Origin of the sequence: Shinella sp. 838 (assembly GCF_029623935.1) — a bacterium.
Taxonomy (GTDB): Bacteria; Pseudomonadota; Alphaproteobacteria; order Rhizobiales; family Rhizobiaceae; genus Shinella.
Genome location: NZ_JARSBQ010000007.1, coordinates 67,292 through 87,545 on the forward strand (window position 1 = coordinate 67,292; position 20,254 = coordinate 87,545).

Annotated in this window: 19 protein-coding genes and 2 pseudogenes; 9 read left to right on the forward strand and 12 right to left on the reverse strand. The window is 59.9% G+C overall.

Annotation, left to right across the window (positions count from 1 at the left end; genetic code table 11):
• Nucleotides 1–104 precede the first annotated feature (104 nt).
• The 8 genes and pseudogenes from P9A16_RS20410 to P9A16_RS20445 form a co-directional block, all read right to left on the reverse strand.
• Nucleotides 105–2,345: an ATP-binding cassette domain-containing protein gene (locus P9A16_RS20410; RefSeq protein WP_023515200.1), complete on the reverse strand. Its 2,241-nt coding sequence runs from the start codon at nucleotides 2,343–2,345 to the stop codon at nucleotides 105–107.
• Entirely contained in the window at nucleotides 2,342–4,489 is a 2,148-nt protein-coding gene (locus P9A16_RS20415) for a cysteine peptidase family C39 domain-containing protein (protein WP_024271003.1), read from the reverse strand. The genes P9A16_RS20410 and P9A16_RS20415 overlap by 4 nt, the downstream gene beginning before the upstream one ends.
• Nucleotide 4,490: 1 nt before the next feature.
• Nucleotides 4,491–5,753 (reverse strand): NHLP bacteriocin system secretion protein, encoded by a 1,263-nt coding sequence (locus tag P9A16_RS20420; RefSeq protein ID WP_023515202.1) that lies wholly within the window; start codon nucleotides 5,751–5,753, stop codon nucleotides 4,491–4,493.
• A gap of 155 nt (nucleotides 5,754–5,908) precedes the next feature.
• Entirely contained in the window at nucleotides 5,909–6,844 is a 936-nt protein-coding gene (locus P9A16_RS20425) for a hypothetical protein (RefSeq protein ID WP_024271002.1), read from the reverse strand.
• Between the two features lie 203 nt (nucleotides 6,845–7,047).
• Nucleotides 7,048–7,227, reverse strand: a pseudogene (locus P9A16_RS20430) (IS6 family transposase); the annotation flags it as partial.
• A 12-nt stretch (nucleotides 7,228–7,239) separates the two neighbouring features.
• A pseudogene (locus P9A16_RS20435) lies at nucleotides 7,240–8,005 on the reverse strand (IS5 family transposase).
• 67 nt (nucleotides 8,006–8,072) lie between these two features.
• Nucleotides 8,073–8,492: a GFA family protein gene (locus P9A16_RS20440; protein ID WP_024271001.1), complete on the reverse strand. Its 420-nt coding sequence runs from the start codon at nucleotides 8,490–8,492 to the stop codon at nucleotides 8,073–8,075.
• Nucleotides 8,489–9,367 (reverse strand): NAD(P)-dependent oxidoreductase, encoded by an 879-nt coding sequence (locus P9A16_RS20445; protein WP_024271000.1) that lies wholly within the window; start codon nucleotides 9,365–9,367, stop codon nucleotides 8,489–8,491. Before P9A16_RS20445 ends, P9A16_RS20440 begins: the two co-directional genes overlap by 4 nt.
• A 108-nt stretch (nucleotides 9,368–9,475) precedes the next feature.
• Here P9A16_RS20445 and P9A16_RS20450 point away from each other — a divergent pair, with 108 nt between their 5' ends.
• The gene (locus P9A16_RS20450; RefSeq protein WP_024270999.1) at nucleotides 9,476–9,844 is read left to right on the forward strand and encodes a winged helix-turn-helix transcriptional regulator; all 369 of its coding nucleotides are present in this window, start codon (nucleotides 9,476–9,478) and stop codon (nucleotides 9,842–9,844) included.
• Between the two features lie 92 nt (nucleotides 9,845–9,936).
• On the opposite strand, the gene P9A16_RS20455 is transcribed toward P9A16_RS20450, so the two are convergent.
• On the reverse strand, nucleotides 9,937–10,656 hold the full coding sequence (locus tag P9A16_RS20455) for a helix-turn-helix transcriptional regulator (protein ID WP_024270998.1): 720 nt from the start codon (nucleotides 10,654–10,656) through the stop codon (nucleotides 9,937–9,939).
• 94 nt (nucleotides 10,657–10,750) lie between these two features.
• On the opposite strand from P9A16_RS20455, the gene P9A16_RS20460 reads away from it, so the two are divergent.
• The 3 genes from P9A16_RS20460 (at nucleotide 10,751) to P9A16_RS20470 (ending at nucleotide 13,526) form a co-directional block, all read left to right on the forward strand.
• Entirely contained in the window at nucleotides 10,751–11,362 is a 612-nt protein-coding gene (locus tag P9A16_RS20460; RefSeq protein WP_024270997.1) for a glutathione S-transferase family protein, read from the forward strand.
• A 263-nt stretch (nucleotides 11,363–11,625) separates the two neighbouring features.
• Entirely contained in the window at nucleotides 11,626–12,633 is a 1,008-nt protein-coding gene (locus P9A16_RS20465) for an amidase family protein (protein WP_024270996.1), read from the forward strand.
• A complete protein-coding gene (locus P9A16_RS20470; RefSeq protein ID WP_024270995.1) occupies nucleotides 12,630–13,526 on the forward strand; it encodes a phosphotransferase family protein in 897 nt (298 codons plus the stop codon). The genes P9A16_RS20465 and P9A16_RS20470 overlap by 4 nt, the downstream gene beginning before the upstream one ends.
• A gap of 443 nt (nucleotides 13,527–13,969) precedes the next feature.
• On the opposite strand, the gene P9A16_RS20475 is transcribed toward P9A16_RS20470, so the two are convergent.
• Nucleotides 13,970–15,202, reverse strand: coding sequence for an MFS transporter (locus P9A16_RS20475; RefSeq protein ID WP_023517038.1), 1,233 nt, complete (start codon nucleotides 15,200–15,202; stop codon nucleotides 13,970–13,972).
• A 485-nt stretch (nucleotides 15,203–15,687) separates the two neighbouring features.
• On the opposite strand from P9A16_RS20475, the gene P9A16_RS20480 reads away from it, so the two are divergent.
• From P9A16_RS20480 to P9A16_RS20490, 3 genes are all read left to right on the forward strand, one after another.
• Nucleotides 15,688–15,885: a hypothetical protein gene (locus P9A16_RS20480; RefSeq protein ID WP_023517037.1), complete on the forward strand. Its 198-nt coding sequence runs from the start codon at nucleotides 15,688–15,690 to the stop codon at nucleotides 15,883–15,885.
• A 995-nt stretch (nucleotides 15,886–16,880) separates the two neighbouring features.
• Nucleotides 16,881–17,072 carry a hypothetical protein gene (locus P9A16_RS20485; RefSeq protein WP_024270992.1) on the forward strand — a complete coding sequence of 64 codons (192 nt, stop codon included), beginning with the start codon at nucleotides 16,881–16,883 and terminating at the stop codon, nucleotides 17,070–17,072.
• Nucleotides 17,073–17,310: 238 nt separating this feature from the next.
• Nucleotides 17,311–17,691 (forward strand): hypothetical protein, encoded by a 381-nt coding sequence (locus P9A16_RS20490; protein WP_023517537.1) that lies wholly within the window; start codon nucleotides 17,311–17,313, stop codon nucleotides 17,689–17,691.
• A gap of 294 nt (nucleotides 17,692–17,985) precedes the next feature.
• On the opposite strand, the gene P9A16_RS20495 is transcribed toward P9A16_RS20490, so the two are convergent.
• A complete protein-coding gene (locus tag P9A16_RS20495; RefSeq protein WP_156032039.1) occupies nucleotides 17,986–18,225 on the reverse strand; it encodes a hypothetical protein in 240 nt (79 codons plus the stop codon).
• Between the two features lie 284 nt (nucleotides 18,226–18,509).
• Here P9A16_RS20495 and P9A16_RS20500 point away from each other — a divergent pair, with 284 nt between their 5' ends.
• A complete protein-coding gene (locus P9A16_RS20500) occupies nucleotides 18,510–18,749 on the forward strand; it encodes a hypothetical protein (RefSeq protein ID WP_024270990.1) in 240 nt (79 codons plus the stop codon).
• 173 nt (nucleotides 18,750–18,922) lie between these two features.
• Nucleotides 18,923–19,132, forward strand: a complete 210-nt coding sequence (locus P9A16_RS20505; RefSeq protein WP_037408243.1) for a hypothetical protein — start codon at nucleotides 18,923–18,925, stop codon at nucleotides 19,130–19,132.
• Nucleotides 19,133–19,810: 678 nt separating this feature from the next.
• Here P9A16_RS20505 and P9A16_RS20510 read toward each other — a convergent pair.
• On the reverse strand, nucleotides 19,811–20,116 hold the full coding sequence (locus P9A16_RS20510) for a transposase (protein WP_245290407.1): 306 nt from the start codon (nucleotides 20,114–20,116) through the stop codon (nucleotides 19,811–19,813).
• Nucleotides 20,117–20,254 lie beyond the last annotated feature (138 nt).

A 20,254-nucleotide genomic window follows, 5' to 3' on the forward strand; every position in this document is an offset into this window, starting at 1 on the left:
ACTGTTCAAAACCTGCGGTTTTTTGCTTTTCCTCTGGACAGAGGAGGTAGAATTCTCCCGGCCCGCGTTCAAGAATATTCGTTGAAGCTCCCAGATTTGGTCTGTCACGGAGCGGCCAACACCTCTTCGCCGGCAAGGTCCTGGAAGCAGCCACCGGCCCGGGCGAGTTCGTTGAAGGTCCCGGTTTCGACCACCTTGCCCCGATCGAGCACGATAATGCAGTCGGCCTGGCGAATGGTGGACAGGCGATGGGCGATGACAATGCGTGTCGCGTTCAAACCGGTCAGCGTTTCGGCCAGCCTGGCCTGCGTACAATTGTCGAGCGCACTTGTTGCTTCGTCGAGCAGGAGGATCTTCGGTTTGTTTATCAAGGCTCGAGCAATCAAAATACGCTGGCGCTGACCACCGGAAAGCGTGCTGCCGCCATCAGCCAGTATGGTATGCAGGCCCATCGGCATGGCGGCCAGATCCTCCTCCAAGCCTGCAAGTCGGGCAGCGCACAGGACCTCCTGTGGTCCACAGTCGGAGGCACCGACAATGTTGTCGTAGATCGAACCTGCCGATAGCATGCCGTTCTGCAGTACGACGCCCGTTTGGCGGCGTATGAAGCGGGGCTCCAATCCATGGACAGGAATGCCGTCAAAGAGAATTTCGCCGCTTTCCAACGTTTCGAAACCAAGCATCAGCCGGAGGAGCGTCGACTTTCCACTGCCAGACGAGCCGACGATCGCCACGAACTGCCCGCGACCCACATTGAAGCTCACGTCCTGCAAGATCGGAGGGCCATCCGCGTGATAGCGGAAGTTGACATTGCGGAAAGCGATATTGCCTTCAAGATCAAGGCCATGCTGGGCGGGACGTATGCCTTCCTCCGGCTTCGCCTCGAGCACCGGCCGGGTGCGTTCCAGCAAGGGCGCGACCGCCATAAGGCCGGAGATTGCGCCGATGCCGGCACGCATGGCAGCTGTCAACTGACCGAACGCCGTCGCAAAGCCCGCAAATGCCGCGACGGTCAACACTGTCGGCGCATCGTCGCTGTCCGCCGGGGCCGCAAGTGCGTCGAGGATCGCCTTCTTTTCATCGACATCGGCCAGCCATATCACAGCACCGTAGATCAGAAGCAAGCAAAGCCAGGGCATCGAAACCTGCAAAACGCTCTGCCACGCCCTGTAGAGCCTTGCCCGCATGAAGGCCTGCCGCTGCCGGGCGCTCTTCCATGCCCATTGGGTCAGCGCGCGTTTTTCGGCATCGGCCCCACGCAGTCGCACGATGCCGAACAGCAGTTGCAGAACGAACCCCTGCACCACGCCACGCGCCGCGACCTGTCGACGCTCTTCCAGAAGCTGCTGCCAGGAGAGCACCATCGAGACCAGCGCAAGCAAGCTTGCAGCCGAAACGCCGATCAGCGCAAGACGCCAATCGATAAGGAACAGCACCAGGGCGCTGACCAGGATCCCGAGTACGCCGAATAGGCCGGAAAGCATGCTGCCAGTAACCATTTGCCGCGCCTCCTGCAGGCTCAGCACGCGCTCGGCGAGGTCGCCGGTGGTGAACCGTTTAAAGAACCCGACGGGAAGGCGCAGAAGCCGATGGAAAATGGCGGCCTGCAGGGTTGCGTCTAGGCGGGATTCGATGCGCGCCACCGCGAAGGTCCGAACCAGATCGAAGGCCGTTTGCCCAAAGGCGATCGCCACAAGGCCGATCAGGATTTGCCAGAGATTGACCCGGTCGCCCGATGGGATCACGTGCTCGAACAGCAGGGTCGCCGCGACAGGCAGCACCAACACCGCAAGGCTCGCCATAACCGCCATCGCCAACATGCGCAGCACGTCCATGCTCGCGCCGCGAAGACCGAAGCGCAAAAGGCCGCCAAGTGTTGCGGGCGCATCGGGTAGCACGGGGTAGACCTGGATTGCTGCGGAGCGTACCCGCGCTGCGATGCGCGCGTTCGCCCGAGCGAATGTGCCGCCGGCAACGATTTTCCAGCCACCCTGTGCGGCGGGAACCAACGCGGCCGGCGTGCCGTCCTCCAGTTCGGCCAGCATTGGCAATCCGTCATAGCGCCACCAGTCCACCGCTAGCTCCACCGGGCGATAAGCAATGCCCGCCCGCCGCAGCAAGACCGGCGCTTCGACCCAGGGATCGTGGGCCGCCAGATCGCGCAATGTTTCCGTAGATATCGGATGGCCGGCCGCCTTCATGGCAGTAGCAATCGCCGTAACCAGAGGCGTGCTGACCACTTCGCTGCCGCTACCTTCGCCAGCGAAAAGCTCGAATAGCGCCAACGTCAATCCGGCATCGGCAAGTTTTTCGCGCTGCGTGGTTGGTGACGGTCGCTGCGTCATGGCGCATTCTCCCGCACCAGGGAGGCATACTCACCCTTAAGCGCAAGGAGTTCCGCGTGGTTGCCGCGCTCGACGACCCGTCCGGCCTTCATGACGATTATTTCGTCGCAATCGCGAACAGTCGCGATGCGATGGGCGATAACGATGCAGGAACATCCCCTCCGGCGCAGGCTCTCACCGATCTTCTTTTCCGTGACCGTATCCAGCGCCGAGGTCGCCTCGTCGAGGATGAGTATCTGCGGATTGCCACCAAGTGCCCGAGCAATTTCCAGACGCTGGCGTTGCCCGCCGCTGAAGTTGCCGCCGTTCTCGTCGACCGCTGCAAACAACCGCCCTTTGCGCGAAAGGATATCATCCAGCACCGCCGCATCGGCCAGCGCCTGCGTGATCGTTCCTTCGGATACGCCGTCGTTCCAGAGTGTCAGATTATCGTGAACCGTTCCTTCGAACAGGAAGATGTCCTGGTCGACATAGCCGCACAGCGCCGCGCGCCGTGCGGCGGGAATGGCCATAAGATCAACGCCACCAAGCTTGAGCGAACCACCCCACGGCTCCAGAAGCCCGGCGAGCAGGCGGCCCGCGGTGGTCTTGCCGCTGCCAGAGCCGCCAACAATCGCGATCCGCGACCCAGGCCTCAGTACCAGCGAGAGACCTTCTATCAGTGGTGGATCCAGCGGACTGTACCCGAAGCTCAGGTCTTCTGCTTCAATCACGCAATCCTTCGGAGCGCGCGCCTCGACCGCTGCCGCAAACGCCGGTGCCCGCATTACGTCGTCAGCCCGCTCCAGATCCGCACGTACCTGCTGGATCTGTCCTGCTAGCGCCAACAAGCCTGCGATCGGAGCAGAAAAACTCACAGCTAGGGCCTGGAACGCAATCAGCGTACCGGGCGTCGCTGCCCCGTCCATCACTCGGAGTCCGCCCACGCCAAGGACAAGAGCGCCGGCCAGCGCCTGCATCAGTGCGGGAACGGCCGCCAGCACCGCATCAATATGCCCCTGATCGCTGCGCAGGCCGAGGAGCCGCGCCTGATGCCCGGCCCAGCGCCGGAAGGTTTCGTTTTCGAGACCGGAAGCCTTCACCGTTTCCAAGCTGCGAATAGGCCCGATGGTAGCCGCCACTAGCTTACCGGCTGCTGCCACCTGCTGACGGGCATTGATTCCTTGTCGTCGGATGGCTTCACGCAACACCAGCGCATAGACGCTCTGAATGGCAATGAGCAGTGCCGCCAATACCGGATCGAGGGCGAGCATGATCGCCGCGTAAGCCACAATGCTTGCGAGGTTGAAGACATGCGTCGCCAGTTCCCCGGAAAGCAAGTTCGCGAGCCGCTCGTTGGCGTCGAGCCGGCTAGCAAGCTCCCCCGCATGACGTTGCGTGTAGAAGCTGATCGGCAGGCGCAGCATGTGCCAAAGCTGCCGGGTCGTCGGCAGGAAGGCGAGTCGCGTTTCCAGTTTCATTAGAAGGAGTTGCTGGAACAAAGCGACAGCAGCCTGGAACAGGATAACGCCGAAGAGCAGCAGGCAGAACGGCAGGAGCCAGTCCTTTTGTTGGCCGATCAGAATGTCGTCGATGAAGCTTCGGGAAAGCACCGGTAACACGACGCCCGGCACGACGAGAAAAAGTGAGGCCGCCAGAATGGAGAACAGGGCCGGTCGCGTTCCTCTCAACCGCTCACCGAGCGACGACAGCGGCGACATCCTCTTTCCACCGGGGCAAAACCGCTCGCCCTTCCGGAATGTCAGCGCGACGCCGGTAAAGCTTCCAGCGAGTTCCCGCATCGATATCGTCCGCCGCCCCTCGGCCGGGTCGACGATCGTGGCGACACCACCTGCAATGCGCTCCAGAACAACAAAATGGTTGAACTCCCAGTGCAGGATAGCTGGTCCCTCGATATCGCATAGCTCTCCAGGCTCGGCACGCAGCCCCCGCGCTTCCAGCCCGGCCCAGCGTGCGACACGCAACAGGTTGCTGGCCTTGGTGCCGTCGCGTGAAACGCCGGCCCGGATGCGCAATTCGTCGAGGCCTATATGCCGGCCGTGCCAGGCCAGCACTGTGGCGAGGCAGGCGACGCCGCATTCGGCGTGCTCGATCTGCAAAATCGTCGGGACCGGTCGTCTCGACGCCGGGAACAGGCGCCCCATGTCAGGTCCCAGTCAACGTGCGCAGGAACGGCAGGAGAAAATCGATGGGCGCGCGTTCCTCGATCGTCACCTTGCCCGTGCCGATTGCCCCTTGCCCCGGCGGCTCGTCCGGGCCATGGCCGCCGCGCCAGAGATAGCCTCCGGGCGTGTCTGGATCTGCCGCCAGCTCGACAACCGCCACGAAGGGCGTTCCTTTTGCCGAAAAGCGCGAAACTAGTCCGTCGTTGCGCAAAGTTGCAAACATGCCCTCACGGGTTGCCGGAAAGTCCGAAACGGAAACCACAGTGCCCTGGAGCGTACCCCATTGCTCGCGCGGGAGGCCGGCGATCTCGATATTGACAGGCATTCCCTGCCGCACGCGCTTGCCGCTCGCGGGCGGCAGATAGAGTTGCATCTGAAGCGGGCCGGTACCTGTGGCGACGCTCGCAACGGGTGTTCCGGCCGCCACCTGCGCCCCTGAAGGAGCCTTCCATTCGATCAATCGGCCCCCAGCAGGAGCGACCACTTTACCGAAATCATCCAGCTTTTGGCGCAATTGGTCGCGGTCGGCGGTCTCTCGCAACAAATCCTGCCGCAAATCCTGCAATCGCCGCAATCTCTCAGCATGAGCTGTGATCAACGCAGCATCAAGTTCAAGAAGGGCTGCACGCGTCGAGGACAAGGCTTGATTGGCCTCTTCCACCGCTTCCCGGGTTTGCTGCAGTTTCGTGGTCGTGACGGCCCCCGCACTCGCCAGCTTCTCCTGCCGGGTAAGTTGGGCGAGGTAGGTGTCGCGCCGCCGGACGGAATCCACCATCTTCTCCCGATAGGCAGCACGGAGAGCTCCAGCGTTCGCCTTTCGCGCGGCAAGCACCCGATCCTCATTCTCTTCCACCGCTTTCAGGTTGTCCCGCAACCGCTCCACCCGCTGCGACGCCGCCTCAAAACTCAGGCGCACATCCGGCTGATCGATACGAGCGAGCACGGCGTCAGCCGCAACAGCTTCACCGACGCGACTTGCAGTCGTCACAAGCGTCCCCGACACTAGCGCCGCAGCGTCTATGATCTGTCCGCCCGCCAACAGCAGGATGCCCTGGCCCTCGACGCGAGCGGGAATACGCCCGACAAGGCCCCACACTGCGAACAGGAGGAAAAGCAGAAGCATGGCAAAAAGTCCGACCCGACCGGCGGTGGTGTTGATACGCACCGCCTCTTCCAAGCGCTCAGGCGAAAAATTCCGCTCCAGCGCTTCCTTGCGGAAAAGCCCCTCATCCAGTGCACTCATCCACCCTGCTCCGAGACAATGTTCCCCACGCGATTAAAGCAGTCGAGTGCGCGGGCGAAGATGCACCCCTCACATTCAAGGGCCAAATCTGGGAGTATTGATCCGCTCTTCCATTACAAGCCGGTCGGCCGCGGCCTCCGTCCTCTCGCACAGCCTCACTGCGATCGCCCGCCTGACCCCACAGTCGGCACCGTTGCCAAAGAAAAATGAAAGGCCTCATCGAGAGCCGAGAACTTTTGCGCCTGCCACCACAAATAGTCTTCGAGGAAATGTCGGGAGAGCCAAAGGACCTTGTGCCCACGGCGCCCTTCCCAGCCGAGGCAAGCTTGCTCCTGTGCCCGTTTGAACATTCGTTTGATGTTGGTGGCGGAGATCCCATACTGCATCGCCAACGAATGAACATTGACGGGACCAACGACCACTCTGCCATCTACGGCCGTAAAATCCGAGATCTCGAACATGAACTCGTGGATAATCATCCCGCCGAATTCCGAGGCAAGGAAATGGCTGATACTATCAGGCGGGTAACGCCAAATAGGATTGGCGATCAGCGCTGCGGCCGCGTGTGGCTGCGCAGTGCGGAAGATCAGCGGATTTTCCGCACAGTCAGCGACTCGGTTGCCGCCATCCATTCGGTCCAGCCCACTCATGTGCCCCATGAACCAGCCGCGCATGGCCGCGTCGCTTGCCGGGGTTGTCCCAAGGCTTCGTATCCGCCTGTCATGCCGCGAAGGAATTTCCTGCAGAAACTTGTAGGCGAGCAACTCCTTGAGAAAGGCATCCGCGGTGTTCCGGCTCGCAACTCCGATCGACGTAACCGACTCGATAAAGCGGCTTGCATGAAGCCCGACGGCATCATTGCCTGTCGCCCTCTGCATGCACAGGGCGTACATGGATTGCGTCATGAACCACTTTCGGTGAGAAGCCTTAAGGCGCGCCAAGCGGGGCGTCTCCCGATGAATTTTGATGAGGTGAGCGGCAAGTTGTCTGTCGACGGCAGGGAAATCCGGATGGTGGAAAATTGCCTCCGCGGTCATCCAACAGGAGCCGGGCGCATTGGATAGCGCATCCTTGTCTAACAGCTCAGCCATGGGAACATCTAAAGTATAATATCAAAGTATGCCGTTTCCACGATGGATAGAGTTTATATGTTAATTAATTATTCTCGACACGTTGGAATACCGAGTATCCGTTCCACTGCACCTTCCAACTCGCGGCAGATTGTACCGAACTCCGCTACGGGTAGCGTCGCCTTAATTAGACGCAGTCGCAGCGAGAATTTGCATACCGAGACTCAGGCAGCGATCGACCACGCTGTTGCGCGCCCGGTAGAGATGGTATGGGGGCGAAGCTGGCGGTGATCGGCGGCCGTCCGATGTTTGCGATGAAAGTTGAAGAAATTGGCGATCTGACCGTGGGCGAAAACGAAACGTTGGCATTGCCGCGCTGACTACAAGCGCATCATGCGCCGTTCTAGGGTCGAGCCTCAATTGCGGGTCCACCAAGTGATAGCGGCAGCGATACAGACGGCTGACAGGAAGATGTCGGCGCGTTTGTCGTAGTGTGTGGCGATGCGGCGGAAGTCCTTCAGACGGCAGAACATGCGCTCGATGCGATTTCGGCCGCGATAGGCGTCGCGGTCTTAGGCGTGCGGGTTCTTGCGGGTCGGATTGGGTGGAATGACGGGCCCGGTTCCCCGCTCGGCGAGCCAGTCGCGTAGGCTTGCTGCATCATAGGCGCGGTCGGCCAGCAGCTTGTGGCTGGGGCAGCGGATGGCGAGCAGCGCCTTGGTGCCGGCGAGATCGTGGGCGTTCCCGGGTGTCAGGGCGAAGGCGACGGGGCGGCCGCAATCATCGCTCAGCGCGTGGATTTTGGTCGTGCGCCCACCGCGCGAAGTGCCAATGGCGTGATGACAAGCCCCCTTTTGCGCCCGCTGCCGAGCGATGGGCCTTGATGTGCGTTGAATTCACCGAGCCGGTGAACACGCCGCTCGATCCGGTCAGGGCGTAGAAGATCCGCTCCCGCACACCCTGGCGGCTCCATCGGTTCCAGCGATTGTAGATCGTGGTGCAGGGTCCATAGACCACTGGACAGTCCTTCCAGCGTCCGCCAGAGCGCAACATGTGCATGTTTCCCGAGATTTCCCGGCGGTCATCCACTCATCGCGCTCCACGCCGGCCGCTCGGCAGATGCGGTTGGATCGCCTCCCACTCCGCATCCCAAAACCAATAAACGTCCCGCTTCCTTGCCATCCGAAAACATCCGGATCACAGGGAATCAGACACTCACATCATCAGCAACCCAAATTGAGTATCGAGCCTAGTCGATAGCGACGATGTCTTCATCGAGCTGATACCAGTCATGACGACGCCTAGACCAGAAGATCGAGGCAGGTCGCGGGAAATCTGGTTCACCAAAACAGCCGATTGAGATCACGCGCTTGTCTTCAATGACCTCGGCTTCCATGTAGATGAGTGTTCCGCAGTTCGGGCAGAACACTTGGTCCATCCACCTGCCGGTGTCCGTGATGCGCCGAAACCGGCGCTTGTCGCCTTCGTCAAAGACAATCGCCTGTTTGCTGTAGAGGGCGCGATAGGCAAACGCCGACCCGGTTGCCTTCTGGCACTCCAGGCATGCACAGGCATAGACCCGCTCCGGCGCTCCCCGAACTTTCAACCGGAAACTGCCGCAAGTACACGTGGCGGTGTGCGTCTCCGTTCCGGAATCTGCAGCTGTCATTGCGAAACCATGTAGCTTGCGAGCATTGCGAAGTCGTCGTTGCCGTGCCCGTTTGCTATCGCTGCAGCAAAGTAGCTATCGAACGCATCTGTGATCGCCGGGTTCAGGCCACGTTCCGCAACAATGTGTCTCAGATGTTGGAACGCGGTATTGTGAGCTGCAATTGTTGCTAGAGTTGCCTCATCGCCCCGGTCGCGGCCGTCTCGCACCCGACTGAGCAAGTCCACTTCGGCGCCGTCGATCACCGGGCGGAAGAGTTTGAGAGAGGCGGCGTAGTCGTCCAACGCGATGCCCTCGGCCCGAGCGATGGTCGTCGCTTGAAGCGTGCCGAACAACGTGCCCCACAATTGCGCAAGGAGGGCGCCATCGAGTGCCGATGCGACACCGAAGTCCTCGCCGACGAAAGCGGACTTGCCGCCTAGCGCCGCAAACACGGCTTCGTATTTTTCGTAGCGGTCGCGCGCGCCGCTGTAGAGGATTTGAGTTTCCACTCCACCGATGAAGTCAGGAGTCGCCATGATCGCTCCATCGAGATAGTCGATCCCTTTGACCGTCGCCCACGCACCGGTGTCACGCGCTGTCTTGGGCGAACCGGAGGTGAGTTGCACCAGCAGCCGGCCTTTAAGGGCTTCGGTGACCTCTGGCCGTTGAAACAAAGCGTCGCTTGCGACGTAGTCCAACAAATTGACCATAACGATATCCGCGGCCGCGACAGCGGCTTCTGGTGTGCGCTCCGGCCGTGCTCCGAATGCCGCCAGGGCTTGGGCTTTTTCCGCCGTTCTGTTCCAGACATGGACTGTGCGCCCGGTCCTGCACAGTGCCGCGACAAGCGCCGTCCCCATTCGGCCAGCGCCGAGGAAGCCTATTGTAGTCATTGAATTCAAGCTCCATCTTCAAATAGTGTTGCTTGATAGGCTGGCCCGAAGGACCTGGTAAATTACGCACTTTCGAGTAACTGGTTACTTTGAAGTAGGGAGATATGGATGAAGCGCTTACCTGATGACGACTGCGGTTTCGCAAGCGCGCTCAATGTGATCGGTGGAAAATGGAAAATGGAGATACTCTGGGAGATCACTATGGCACCGCGCCGTTTCGGCGAGCTTAGAAGAATCCTGCCTGGTGTCAGCGAGAAGATGCTTGCGCAACAGCTTCGGGAAATGGAAGCGGACGATCTCATCTGCCGGCAAGTTTTTCCAGGTAAGGTCCAACGGGTGGAATATTCTACGACCGATTTCGGCCGCAGCTTAAACCAGGCCGTTGCGGTCATGTCGCACTGGGGCAAAGCGTATGAGATCCGGATGGCGGAAAAAGCCGGCCGCGACACGCGTGTGCGCTTAGCGCTATCGGCTTAACCGAGCAATGTCTTTACACCCAGGCGCTGCCAACTGATTGGATTGCCGGCTCCTATTTACACACTGCAACACGGGCCGCGTCGTCGTTTTGCCTATTGGCCGTTCAACGTCATCCTCGAAGTCTCAGGCGCGCCTGCGTTCAGAGACGCGACAAAGTCCCGAAGCATGGGCACCCTGCGTGGACGGAAACTCTCCTCTGTCATGCGGATATCGGCGACGCGGTCGATGCGGAACTTGCGAAAACCCTGCCTGAGGCAGCACCAGGCAAGCAGCACCAACACCCGCTCCAAATAGACGATCGCCAGCGGCAGTATCTTTCGGTCCGTCCGCTGCTGGTCCGCGTCCACATAGGCGATCACCACCGCACGCTCCAGCCAGCAGGCTTCGCGCAGAAGGCCGACATTGGCGACAGGCGGGTCCCGGCGCTCGAAGCGATAGACCTGTGAAGCGGCATGCAATGCCTGGCGCTGCAGCCTGTCGGGCAGTGTCGCCGTTATCTTCGAAAGCACGGCACCTGCTGCGGCCGCGAGATCTGGCTCGCCCATGTGCCGCACCTCGGCAAGGCCGAGCACCAGGGCTTCGAGTTCAAGCCGTGTGAATGTTTGTGGCGGCAAGGCGATGTCCTCCGTCAGCCGGTAGCCGAAACCGCGCTCGCCATCGATGACGGCGCCTGCAGCGCGCAGGCTGTCGATGTCGCGGTAGAGCGAGCGCAGCGACACGCCGGTCTCGTCGGCAAGGCGGGCGGCCGTTACCGGAGAGGGGAGAGTGCGCAGCGCCTGGAGCAGGCGGAACAGACGATCACTACGAGCCATGACTTTGGAGGATAGAGGAAGCCTACTGACGAAAACTGGCAGTTGGCCGACTGTATAAGATCGGCATTCGCAAACGCAACCGAGGATCCAGATTATGCTGACACTCTTTCACGCCCCGCGCTCGCGCTCTTCGCGCATCATCACCCTGCTTCGCGAACTCAACGCCCTCGACAAGGTGGCGATCGAGATCGTCGATATCACGCGCGGCGATGGCAGCGGCCGCAAGGATCCGAAGAACCCGCATCCGGAAGGCAAGGTGCCGCTGCTCGTGCATGACGGCGTCGTCATCTGGGAGAGCATCGCGATCATACAGTACCTGACAGATCTCTTCCCGGAAACGAAGCTGGCACCAGTTGCTGGCGACCCACAGCGCGGCCGGTATCTGAGCTGGCTCGCCTGGTATGCCGGCGTCGTTGAGCCGGTGCTGATCACGCACGCTGCCGGGCTTTCACATCCCTATCTGGATTTTACATTCCGAGGCCCAGCGGAGCTGGCGAAGCATCTTGAAGGCGCGCTCAAGGATAGCCCCTATCTGATGGGGGACCGATACACAGCTGTCGATCTGTTGTTGCAATCGCCCTTTGCCTGGTACCCCGCGGCGACGCCGGACAGCGATGTGGTCAAGGCCTGGATCGAGCGGTGCGGCACGCGGCCCTCGCTACAATGGACGACCGACTTCGATACCCGCACCGCGGCTGCGGCTTGATCGCTGACCATGGCCGCTCCTGCGGGGCGGCCTATTTTCGCTTGAGATTGACCTCGCTCGTCACCACCAGCTTTCTCGATACAAGATCGAAACATGCAGGTCACGTTGAGCGACGGGTAGGTCTCCGCGGCAAGACCTTGTGGGATTGCGCCCACCAGGCGCGAAATCGCACTCCGCTATCAGCAAGCATCGGGCCGATTCCAATCAGCCGAGCGTACGAATTGTCAATCTTGATTATTGCGCAGTGGTCTGAGCGAAGCGCCATGGATGCGGGGATCATTCTGGCCGCCATTGCAGGAAGTGATCCGAGGGACCCGACGGCGGCGGCCCAGCCAGTGCCGGATTTCGCTTCCGCTTCGCGCGGCGGGATCAGCGGTCTGCGGATAGGCTTTGATCCACAGTGGAACAACAAGGACGTGGAACCTCAGACACAGGCCGCTCGCGCCGCTGCCTCGGACGTTTTTTCCGATCTTGGCGCGCACATGGTCGATATCAGGCTCACGGACGTGAGCCAGGCCGTTGCCGATTGGGTGCCTAACTGCGCTGTGGAGGCGGCAGCCGTTCACGAGCAGGACTTTGCTGCGAACAAAGACTTGTACGGACCTATCCTTGCCGGCGTCATTGAAATGGGCAAATCCGTCTCGCAGGCTGAGTATCAGCAGATCCTTCTGCGGCGCGCGATTTTCTGCCGTGACGTCGAAGCTCTGTTTGCGACGGTCGATCTGATCCTGACCCCGGTTCAACCATTCGCTCCGCTGACGCTCGCCGTCATCGCGACTCTTGGTGAGCAGCCGGATCTGATCGCCAGACTGCAGCGCTATACTGCCCCTCGATATGAGCGGCCATCCGGCGCTGACTTTCCCTGCCGGTGTCGCGAAGGACGGGATGCCGATCGGCCTTCAATTGCTGGCCGGTCTGCTCCAGGAATTGACCCTGCTGCGCGCCGGAGCGACCTTCCAGGAGCATACGGCTTGGTACCAGCGACACCCAGGAAATGGTTGAGGGCGAGGAACGATCATGAACGCTCACCACCAGCGCCAGGGCGTCTTCTACGGATGGGTCGTTGTCGCCGCGACGTTTACACGAGCGTCGCGATCGGCACGCTGATCGGCCCAAGCCTTACCGGCTTTATCTGCGACGCCAGCAACAATTGTTTCCCTGCCATTGCGCCAGGTGGAAGTGTCAATACGGTGGCCACGCCTGTGGCGATCGTGACAAACGGGCTTGCACGTGGGAGGAGTGGACCGAGATCAACCGGGACGAACGCATGAAGGATGAATCTGGAGCATCGACCGCGCCCGCTTCCGTTGACGGGGAAGCCGACGACACCCGCAGTGCGACTCTTCTCAAAAAGATCGTCGAGGAACTTGGCTTGCGATCCGAGCTACAGACTGTCCCAATCGGCTCAGGACAGAACTCCATCGCCTATGAATTGGACAGAAAGATTCTCCGATTGCCGCGTCATGCGGGCGCCGAGCGCGATCTGGTGCGCGAAGCGGCGGCGCTTCGTGCGCTACGGCCGCGCCTTCCCGTGCCAGTTCCGGACCTCGCACTCCACAGCATCGATGGCCAGCTTGTTTCGCTGCACCCCAAGATCATTGGGGAGCCGCTGGCGGATCTGTCGGGGCTGACGGAACGCGCGCAGGGGGCCTTGGCGGCGGACCTTGCTGCGTTTCTGGGTGCGCTACATTCTATTCCGATAGCACACCTTGAGGTGCAGCCGGCCGAGGCGCTGTCATCGGAATGGGGTCGGCTTCTTTCTCAATGCGAAGCGACCGCTTTCCCGCTGCTTCCGCCGAAGGTGGCCACCGGTCTGAGAAAGAGCTTTTCCGATTTCCTGACGACCTGCGACGACCTTCCACGTTGCATCATTCACGGAGATTTCGGGAGTGGCAACATACTCGTAGAGCACGGCAGGCTTTCAGGGGTGATCGACTTTTCGGGTTGCGGTCCCGGTGATCCGGCTTACGATTTCGCCAGCCTCGCGGCGGGATTTGGTGACCGGTTCGTCGATCGAGTGCTTGATCCCTTCCCGTTGGACAAGGCAGCAAAGGACCGCATACGGTTCTATCGAATGACGTTCCCGCTCCTCGACATTCTCTACGGTGTCGAAAACGGTGACCCGGGGACACTCCGCGCCGGCGTGGGCGCCCTCGCTGTGTAGGCCGATAGGCCCGACCTGGTGGCACAACAACGCCGTGGAAGGCGCGCTCTGTTGTTACCGGGCAGCATCCAGGATCGCTTGCAGTCGTAGAGACCGCGGACGGCAATCCGTCGAATGAATGTCTGCCGCTATCAAACAGTAAGCTGTCGCGTGCAAAGGCAGGCGGTCGCCAATCTTGCTAAGTTGGGCGGCAATTTCTTGAAGGAGGTCGGATGTTGATTACGGGATGGCCCGCCCTTCCGAGGACATCGAGTATGATGATCCGTCGTTGAAGGAAGAGGAGCCGATCCATGACGATTTCAATCTTGGGCACCGATATAGGCAAGAATAGCTGCAGCGTTGTAGGAGTGGATGAGAAAGTGTTGCAGAAAATTTGCCTTTATTTGTCATGTTTTTCAAGGTGCTTTTTCGCACGTTTTTTGGCATTGGGACGCCACCGCGCCCTAGCCAAACTTCCTCCGTTGCCGCAGTTTTGGCCAGAGGATCAGCCCGCTCACAAGAACAAGGTTCACGATGTTCCAGAGGAAGCCATGCAGGAAGGCCAGGCGGTAGGATCCGGTCGCGTCGAAGATGTAGCCTGCGGCAAGCCCTCCGCAGGCCATGCCGAGCACCGTCGCCATCAGCACCAGGCTGATGCGGACACCCGCTTCGCGCGGCGGCAGGAACTGTCGAATGATCACCGCATACATCGGCACGATCCCGCCCTGGAAGAGCCCGAACAGCCCGGAGATCACATACAGCGAGGATTGGCTGTTGAAAAACAGGTAGAGCAGCAGCGCCACGGCTTGCATGGAGGAGCCGAGGATGAGCATCGGGCCGGCGCCGATCCGGTCCGCGACCACGCCGGAGGCAAGGCGGCTGACGACACCGAGGCCGAGCATTAGTGAAACGATCTGCGTGCCGACGGCAACGCCATAGCCGAGGTCACCACAATAGGCGACGATATGGACCTGCGGCATCGACATCGCCATACAGCAGGCAAAGCCCGCGACGACGAGAATGCCCTGCAGCACGTTCGGCTTGAGGCCGAGTTCGCTGCGCGCCGTTTCGGTCGCAGCCTCCGCCTCTGCAAAGGCAGCGGTCTCCAGGCGTCGCTTGAGCAAAAGACCGATCGGCACCATGACCAGAGGGATGAACAGACCGATGCCGATATGGGTGGCGCGCCAGCCCTGCGTTGCCTGAAAATGCTCGATGAGCAGCGGCCAAACGGCACCGGAAAGATAGCTGCCCGAAGCGGCGAAGGTGACGGCGAGCGCCCGCCGCTTGCAAAACCAGTGGGAAAGGTCGGAGATCAGCGGCGAGAAACCGGCAGCGGAGCCGAGGCCGATCACGGCGGAAATCGCGGCGAACTGCCAGATATTGTTGGTGAAGGCCGCCGCCACATAGCCGACGCCCAACAGAGCAGCGCCAATCAGCACAGGCGCCACGATGCCCACCCGATCGGCAAGCCGCCCCATCGCCACACCGCCCAGGGCGAAACCGAGCATGGTGGATGTATAGGGCAAGGAGGCACCGCCACGCAGCGTATCGAATTCCAGCTGGAGGGTGGGCAGCACCACCACGACGGACCAGTTGCCGACACAGGCGACAGTGCCGAGAACAAGTGTAAGCGCCAGCCGCAGCCAAGCATAGCCTGAATCGACACCGCCAGCTTGAGGAGTATTAAGCGCGCTCATTCCGTGTCCGAACCTGCCATGCCTGCCTGTCTGCATTGCAGATTGCACACTATGTTCCTTCGGTGACGTCAAGAGGCAGGGGCGTCATTTCACCCATTCCGCGGAAGATCAGCGGGCCGACGCAATTCGGCAGGATGTGCCGGAAGATCGTATAGGCTTTTGAATCGCCCGTGACCCAGGAGCCGCGATATATCCTTCCCCCGCAGTGACAGCATGGTTCCCCTAGCGACACGCGCAACCGAGGGCGTATCGCCGCCGTCAATCACGCTCTGGCTGCGCATGCCAGCTGCCAGCGGAGATGGGCACAATCAGCAAGCAGGGTTGCAATTGCCGCCCACCCATCGCCGTCGTGCCATGCTAGCGCTTCATCAATCTCGTTTGTGGTTTCAGGTTGTTTCTCGGGCGGGCGCGCGTCGTCGTTCTCCCGCGATTGTCACAGCAGGAATCAATCTTGACTCTCTGCCGAGCCATGGCACTTTGCCCGGATGAAGAGGGCATCGGAAAACCGCTACGCCATTCGCAAGGACGGCACGGGCCTGTGGGCGGTCTATGACATTTTCACGGGGATGACGGCGGAGGTAAACGGGGAGCCGCAAGACGGGCTGGGAGTAGAGCAAGCCGATAGCCTGGTTGACCTGTTGAATGCCGAATATATTGCCAGGCGCAAGGGGATGACACATTGAGGAGCATTATTGCCGTCGCCTGCATCTTGATTGCCACCACATCACTTGCGAGCTGCGCCGGGCGTCAATGCAGCGATTGGCCGGGGACATGCATCATTCAGTGATGGTGGGCCCAAGGGTACGACGTATCGAATAGCTAGGCACGGCGTGCATGAAGGACATCTTCGAATGGATACCTGAGAACGGCTTGGAGCCGTGGTTCGAAACGAACCCCTATCAACCCAGGCGCTTGGTGCCAATCGTTCCCTAGGGGCGCCGCTCTCTCTGGACCCTCATGGCAGGGATGGCTTCTGCTATACCTCTCGTGCTGCTGCTGGCCCATTTTGACCCCCACTACTTGGTGGTACTGGCCGCGATCCTCTTGGTTGAGGTCGGTTTTCCGGTATGGTTTCTCTGGAGGATACGAGGGCGGGTTAGGGAGACGACATAGGGCGGGCGCTACCGATATGCCATAGGCCCATGGTATTCTTGCCGCCCGTGGTAAAGTCGGCGCTCTACAAGATCAAGCGGTACCTAGCTTGACTTTGTGCCGTTCGATAGGCTCCCCGGATGTGCGGTTCTCTTCTATCGCCATGCTTATGAAGTAACACAGCAGGGCGTTCTCCTGCTGTACGGCCAAAAGTTTCGCCATTGTGAGAAGATGCCCAATTTCCTGCCTTGCGTTCTGCATATCCGTCCGCTCCAGCGTTGCAAGAATATCTGCAAATGCAACCAGAACGGTGAACCCGCTTGATTAACGAAAACTTAATGTACCTGCTTCCCCCAAATAATTTCTCTACATCGCTGGCAGTCGATAAGCCTTTCCCCTACGGAGCTTGGGCGAGCTCCGACACGGCTGGATTGAGAGAACCGAGCTTGCCGGGGGGGTGTTGCTCTTTGGTTGGCATGGGGGGAAGGTTGGGCGCAATCACAAGCCGCACTGACGCACTGGAGCCCCGCTTCCCGGTCCCAGGCGGGTGAAGTGGCGAAGGCTTTGGCTCTTAAGGGATTTCAGTATGGATGTTCGCGCTCGCCTCCGCCGGATGATAAAAAACGAGCAATCGATACTCGACCTACAGCAAAACGGCATTCGTGGCATCGGCACGGAGCAGACGGCGGCGTACGAAATCGAGAGCGATGCTATTGCCGAGGCGAAGCGTCGGGTCGCCATGTATGAAATGCTCCTGGCCGATCTCGAGAAGCTATAGGCAGTGTTGCGACCTGGAGGCACAGCACATTGATGCGGCCGCGCTTGATCTGTAGAACGCCATCAGCCCTCTCAGCTTCCCTATAGGTTTAGCGGGTCAGAGTGTGGCATGCGGCAGAAACCCGGATGCCACGCTCGCAGGCCAACGAACGGCTCAACTGTAGCTGCAGGAATCCTGCTAAAGCAGGAACAAAACAGGGCAGGCGTTCTTCTCACCCTGAAGATATGGAGAAACGCATATGGAAAGCCTTGTGACGCCTGCCCTCTTGCTACCCGCAGGAATATCACTCGGGTTAGTCGCTTTCCATCTCGCTGCTGGCGGTCCGGAGGTCGTTCGTCCTTTGCTTTCTTCGCGCGAGCTGCCGCCTGAGGTAGTTTATACGCTCTATCTCTGCTGGCATATCGTCACAATCGTTCTGATCGCTTCTCTCCTGGTTTATGCAGCCGCAGCGATCGATTCAGGATTTCGTCCTTACGCGCTTGCTGCCACCGTGATTGCTGGCGCCGTTTCCCTCTTGAGTTTTGTAGTTGTGGTTTGGAAGCGGCAAAAGCATCGGGAAATGCCCCAGTGGGCAGTGTTTCTTTTGCTGGCACTTGCCGGGATGTGGGCATTAAGCTGAGTTCTTTCGTGACCCCCCATTACTCTGCCGCCTGGACCAGGCATTTCCAATCGATGCAATAGGCAGTGCTCACACGACTTCAAGGCGCAGTCGCCCGCTCAGATTTCGGGGCTTGCGAACTTGCGGATCCGCCTTTGGTAGTAAGGCCCTACATGCCGCCTTCTTTGGCGAGTGTATCAACGGTTGCAATGGTCGGCTGAGAGCGAGTCGAGAAAAGCGCAATACTCAGCACGGACCCGAATATAGCGAGGAAAGTCGCGAGCAGGCAGAAACCGATGAGGTTGTTTGTTCGCTTCATAGCAGCACGCCAATCAAAAGGGAGCCAGCGAAAGACGGGATGGTGCTCGGTCCTGCCCTGGATCGTCTGGGGTCTGGATCCTCTGTGTAAGCGTTACCCTGGCGTTCGGCGACAACCTTCATGGCGGCGTAAACAACCATTGGCTGCCAGCCAGCTTGAATGATGGCATCGACAAGCTCGCGCACCGGAAGCTCTATGGCCGCTTCGCAAGTAATTTGTGAATCTACGTCGCTCATCGCTTGGCCCGGGGACGGTATAGAGGTCGTCATAGCGTTCTCCATAATCAGGATATCGCAACGGCTCCGGCAGTCATTGTGTTCCCAACATCAAGCAGGCGCCGGGCTTCAATCAGCCAAAGCTAACATTGCCTTTCTCCAGAGTGCCGTTTCCTCGCGGGAGTGACATTTCTCACTCCACCCTGTTCCTTGGGTATGGAAGGAGCGTTCTAAGTGCATGTGTCTAGGGAACATCGCGCCCGCATCTTTGTTTTCAATAAATCACGAAAACACGGGAGGAGGAGATGTTTCAGGCATCCCTCGGAGGCGGCTTCGGCGCGCAGGAATATGGGCTGCAAGCCTCAATTCGGGCCGCGGTCGCTTATGATGACGTTTGCTGTGAATACAAGGTCGAACTGGCGTTCGAGCCTCAGGCCATCATCGTTCACGGCCGGGTTCCGCCGGATGTAGCGCGCCGCGCCCGGGAAATTATCATCGCCGTCGCTGGCCCTGTTCCTGTCTGGGATCGGACGTTCTGGATATAATTGGAAAAGGATTCGTAGTCCGCGCCGTGACGGTTAGAAGGCGCGGTTGCCCTGGAGGGCCACTTGCCGCGAGCGACTGGCCGTGCATGGTCGCGGTATCGAACAAGTATTGAATCAGGGTGTTCCGCGCTAAGATCACTTCGTATCGCTGGCCGAACAGGAACAATGCGTTCATGCGGCTGTTCCTCAGGTTCGAGGAGACCGCTATGGCCCACGCCCCGGAAGACCCGAAGAAGCCCTTGGAAGTCCCGCCGGAAGATTCGCCAGACTCTTTGCCCGACATCCCGGAGCGTCCGATTGAAGAACCAGGGCCTGATGTCGTACCCGAGGAGGCGCCCGACATTACGCCTGCACCGGGTGAGGAGGTGCCAGCAAAAATGTGATGCCAAGCAGCCCTTCGAATGCAGGGAGAAAACAGCCCTAGTATGCTTTCCCGAGATCCGGCTCCAAATAGAGGCGGAACGATTTTTGAGGAATCATGATGGAAGATGCAAACGAAGCCGCCCATCAGCGATGCGATCAATCCGTCCTGGCCGAATTGATCGCCGTAGGATGCGCCCCGGACAATTCCAGATACCTCCATGTTGTCGGGCCCACGTTGGTTTGATCAGTGTTTTGAAGTCGACCCGGAGCATACTGTTGGTTTTGCTAGCAGCTTTAATCAGGTGTTCGATATCGGATTGGCGAAAAGAGAATCTTGATTAAGCTATCTGGTGCGCGAGTCCTGTTCGCAAACGCCAATTGTAGCGCTTGGCAAAATTCCTCGACGCCGATAGGCGACCACATTTGTCCCGACTACCATCTTAGTTCGAAGTACCATCCGGCGTAACAGTATGGGTTTCACCGCCAGTACCCAACTCCGGGGTGGGATATCGATCTGTGGGGACGGTCTGCGTGGCGCCCGGTATTTAGTTGTCTATCGTGCCTTGTGTCGGGTTCACAGGAGATCGTCGCCGTCTGCTGCGTATTCTCGGGTCTCGGGTCAAGGTAGTTACCCCAGAGCTCAACCGCAGCCCAAACCATGACAACCAGCGCTAGGCTGGTGCCGAGCACCGCTAGTACTAGGAAGCCGCGGCCACTTTGACGGGCCTCCACTGCGGACCGGCCTTTCCATCACTGATGTTGGCTGGCGTGACGGCAATCTCCTCGACAAGAGCGGTCTCGGCGTCGGCGCCGACATGCGCCTTGAAGCCATGGACCACTGGTCGATCCTTGTGTTTGACCCAGCAACCCTCCCCCTCCTCTTTGCTTGCCGAAGCAGCAACCGTCGCATCGACGAGTGTGTCGGCATTCACCCGAATTGCCTTTGCCTTAAGCTGGCCGGTGATCGTGTCAAACAGGGATTTGTCCAAACCATAGGCGGACAAGGCTCCGGCGAAAGCGAACGAAGGCGGTGCGCTCTGGCGTTTGCCGCGGCCCTGGAGCAGCCGCAGAACCAACGGAAGGAAGCACGATCATCCAGAGCTTCAGCCCGTTTCACGTCCGACAGGTCGTACCTGATTGAC

Coding starts and splice junctions, on each gene's coding strand:
- P9A16_RS20410 (WP_023515200.1), bottom strand. CDS start 2,345: ATGACGCAGCGACCGTCACCAACCACGCAGCGCGAAAAACTTGCCGAT.
- P9A16_RS20415 (WP_024271003.1), bottom strand. CDS start 4,489: ATGGGGCGCCTGTTCCCGGCGTCGAGACGACCGGTCCCGACGATTTTG.
- P9A16_RS20420 (WP_023515202.1), bottom strand. CDS start 5,753: ATGAGTGCACTGGATGAGGGGCTTTTCCGCAAGGAAGCGCTGGAGCGG.
- P9A16_RS20425 (WP_024271002.1), bottom strand. CDS start 6,844: ATGGCTGAGCTGTTAGACAAGGATGCGCTATCCAATGCGCCCGGCTCC.
- P9A16_RS20440 (WP_024271001.1), bottom strand. CDS start 8,492: ATGACAGCTGCAGATTCCGGAACGGAGACGCACACCGCCACGTGTACT.
- P9A16_RS20445 (WP_024271000.1), bottom strand. CDS start 9,367: ATGACTACAATAGGCTTCCTCGGCGCTGGCCGAATGGGGACGGCGCTT.
- P9A16_RS20450 (WP_024270999.1), top strand. CDS start 9,476: ATGAAGCGCTTACCTGATGACGACTGCGGTTTCGCAAGCGCGCTCAAT.
- P9A16_RS20455 (WP_024270998.1), bottom strand. CDS start 10,656: ATGGCTCGTAGTGATCGTCTGTTCCGCCTGCTCCAGGCGCTGCGCACT.
- P9A16_RS20460 (WP_024270997.1), top strand. CDS start 10,751: ATGCTGACACTCTTTCACGCCCCGCGCTCGCGCTCTTCGCGCATCATC.
- P9A16_RS20465 (WP_024270996.1), top strand. CDS start 11,626: ATGGATGCGGGGATCATTCTGGCCGCCATTGCAGGAAGTGATCCGAGG.
- P9A16_RS20470 (WP_024270995.1), top strand. CDS start 12,630: ATGAAGGATGAATCTGGAGCATCGACCGCGCCCGCTTCCGTTGACGGG.
- P9A16_RS20475 (WP_023517038.1), bottom strand. CDS start 15,202: ATGAGCGCGCTTAATACTCCTCAAGCTGGCGGTGTCGATTCAGGCTAT.
- P9A16_RS20480 (WP_023517037.1), top strand. CDS start 15,688: ATGAAGAGGGCATCGGAAAACCGCTACGCCATTCGCAAGGACGGCACG.
- P9A16_RS20485 (WP_024270992.1), top strand. CDS start 16,881: ATGGATGTTCGCGCTCGCCTCCGCCGGATGATAAAAAACGAGCAATCG.
- P9A16_RS20490 (WP_023517537.1), top strand. CDS start 17,311: ATGGAAAGCCTTGTGACGCCTGCCCTCTTGCTACCCGCAGGAATATCA.
- P9A16_RS20495 (WP_156032039.1), bottom strand. CDS start 18,225: ATGAGCGACGTAGATTCACAAATTACTTGCGAAGCGGCCATAGAGCTT.
- P9A16_RS20500 (WP_024270990.1), top strand. CDS start 18,510: ATGTTTCAGGCATCCCTCGGAGGCGGCTTCGGCGCGCAGGAATATGGG.
- P9A16_RS20505 (WP_037408243.1), top strand. CDS start 18,923: ATGCGGCTGTTCCTCAGGTTCGAGGAGACCGCTATGGCCCACGCCCCG.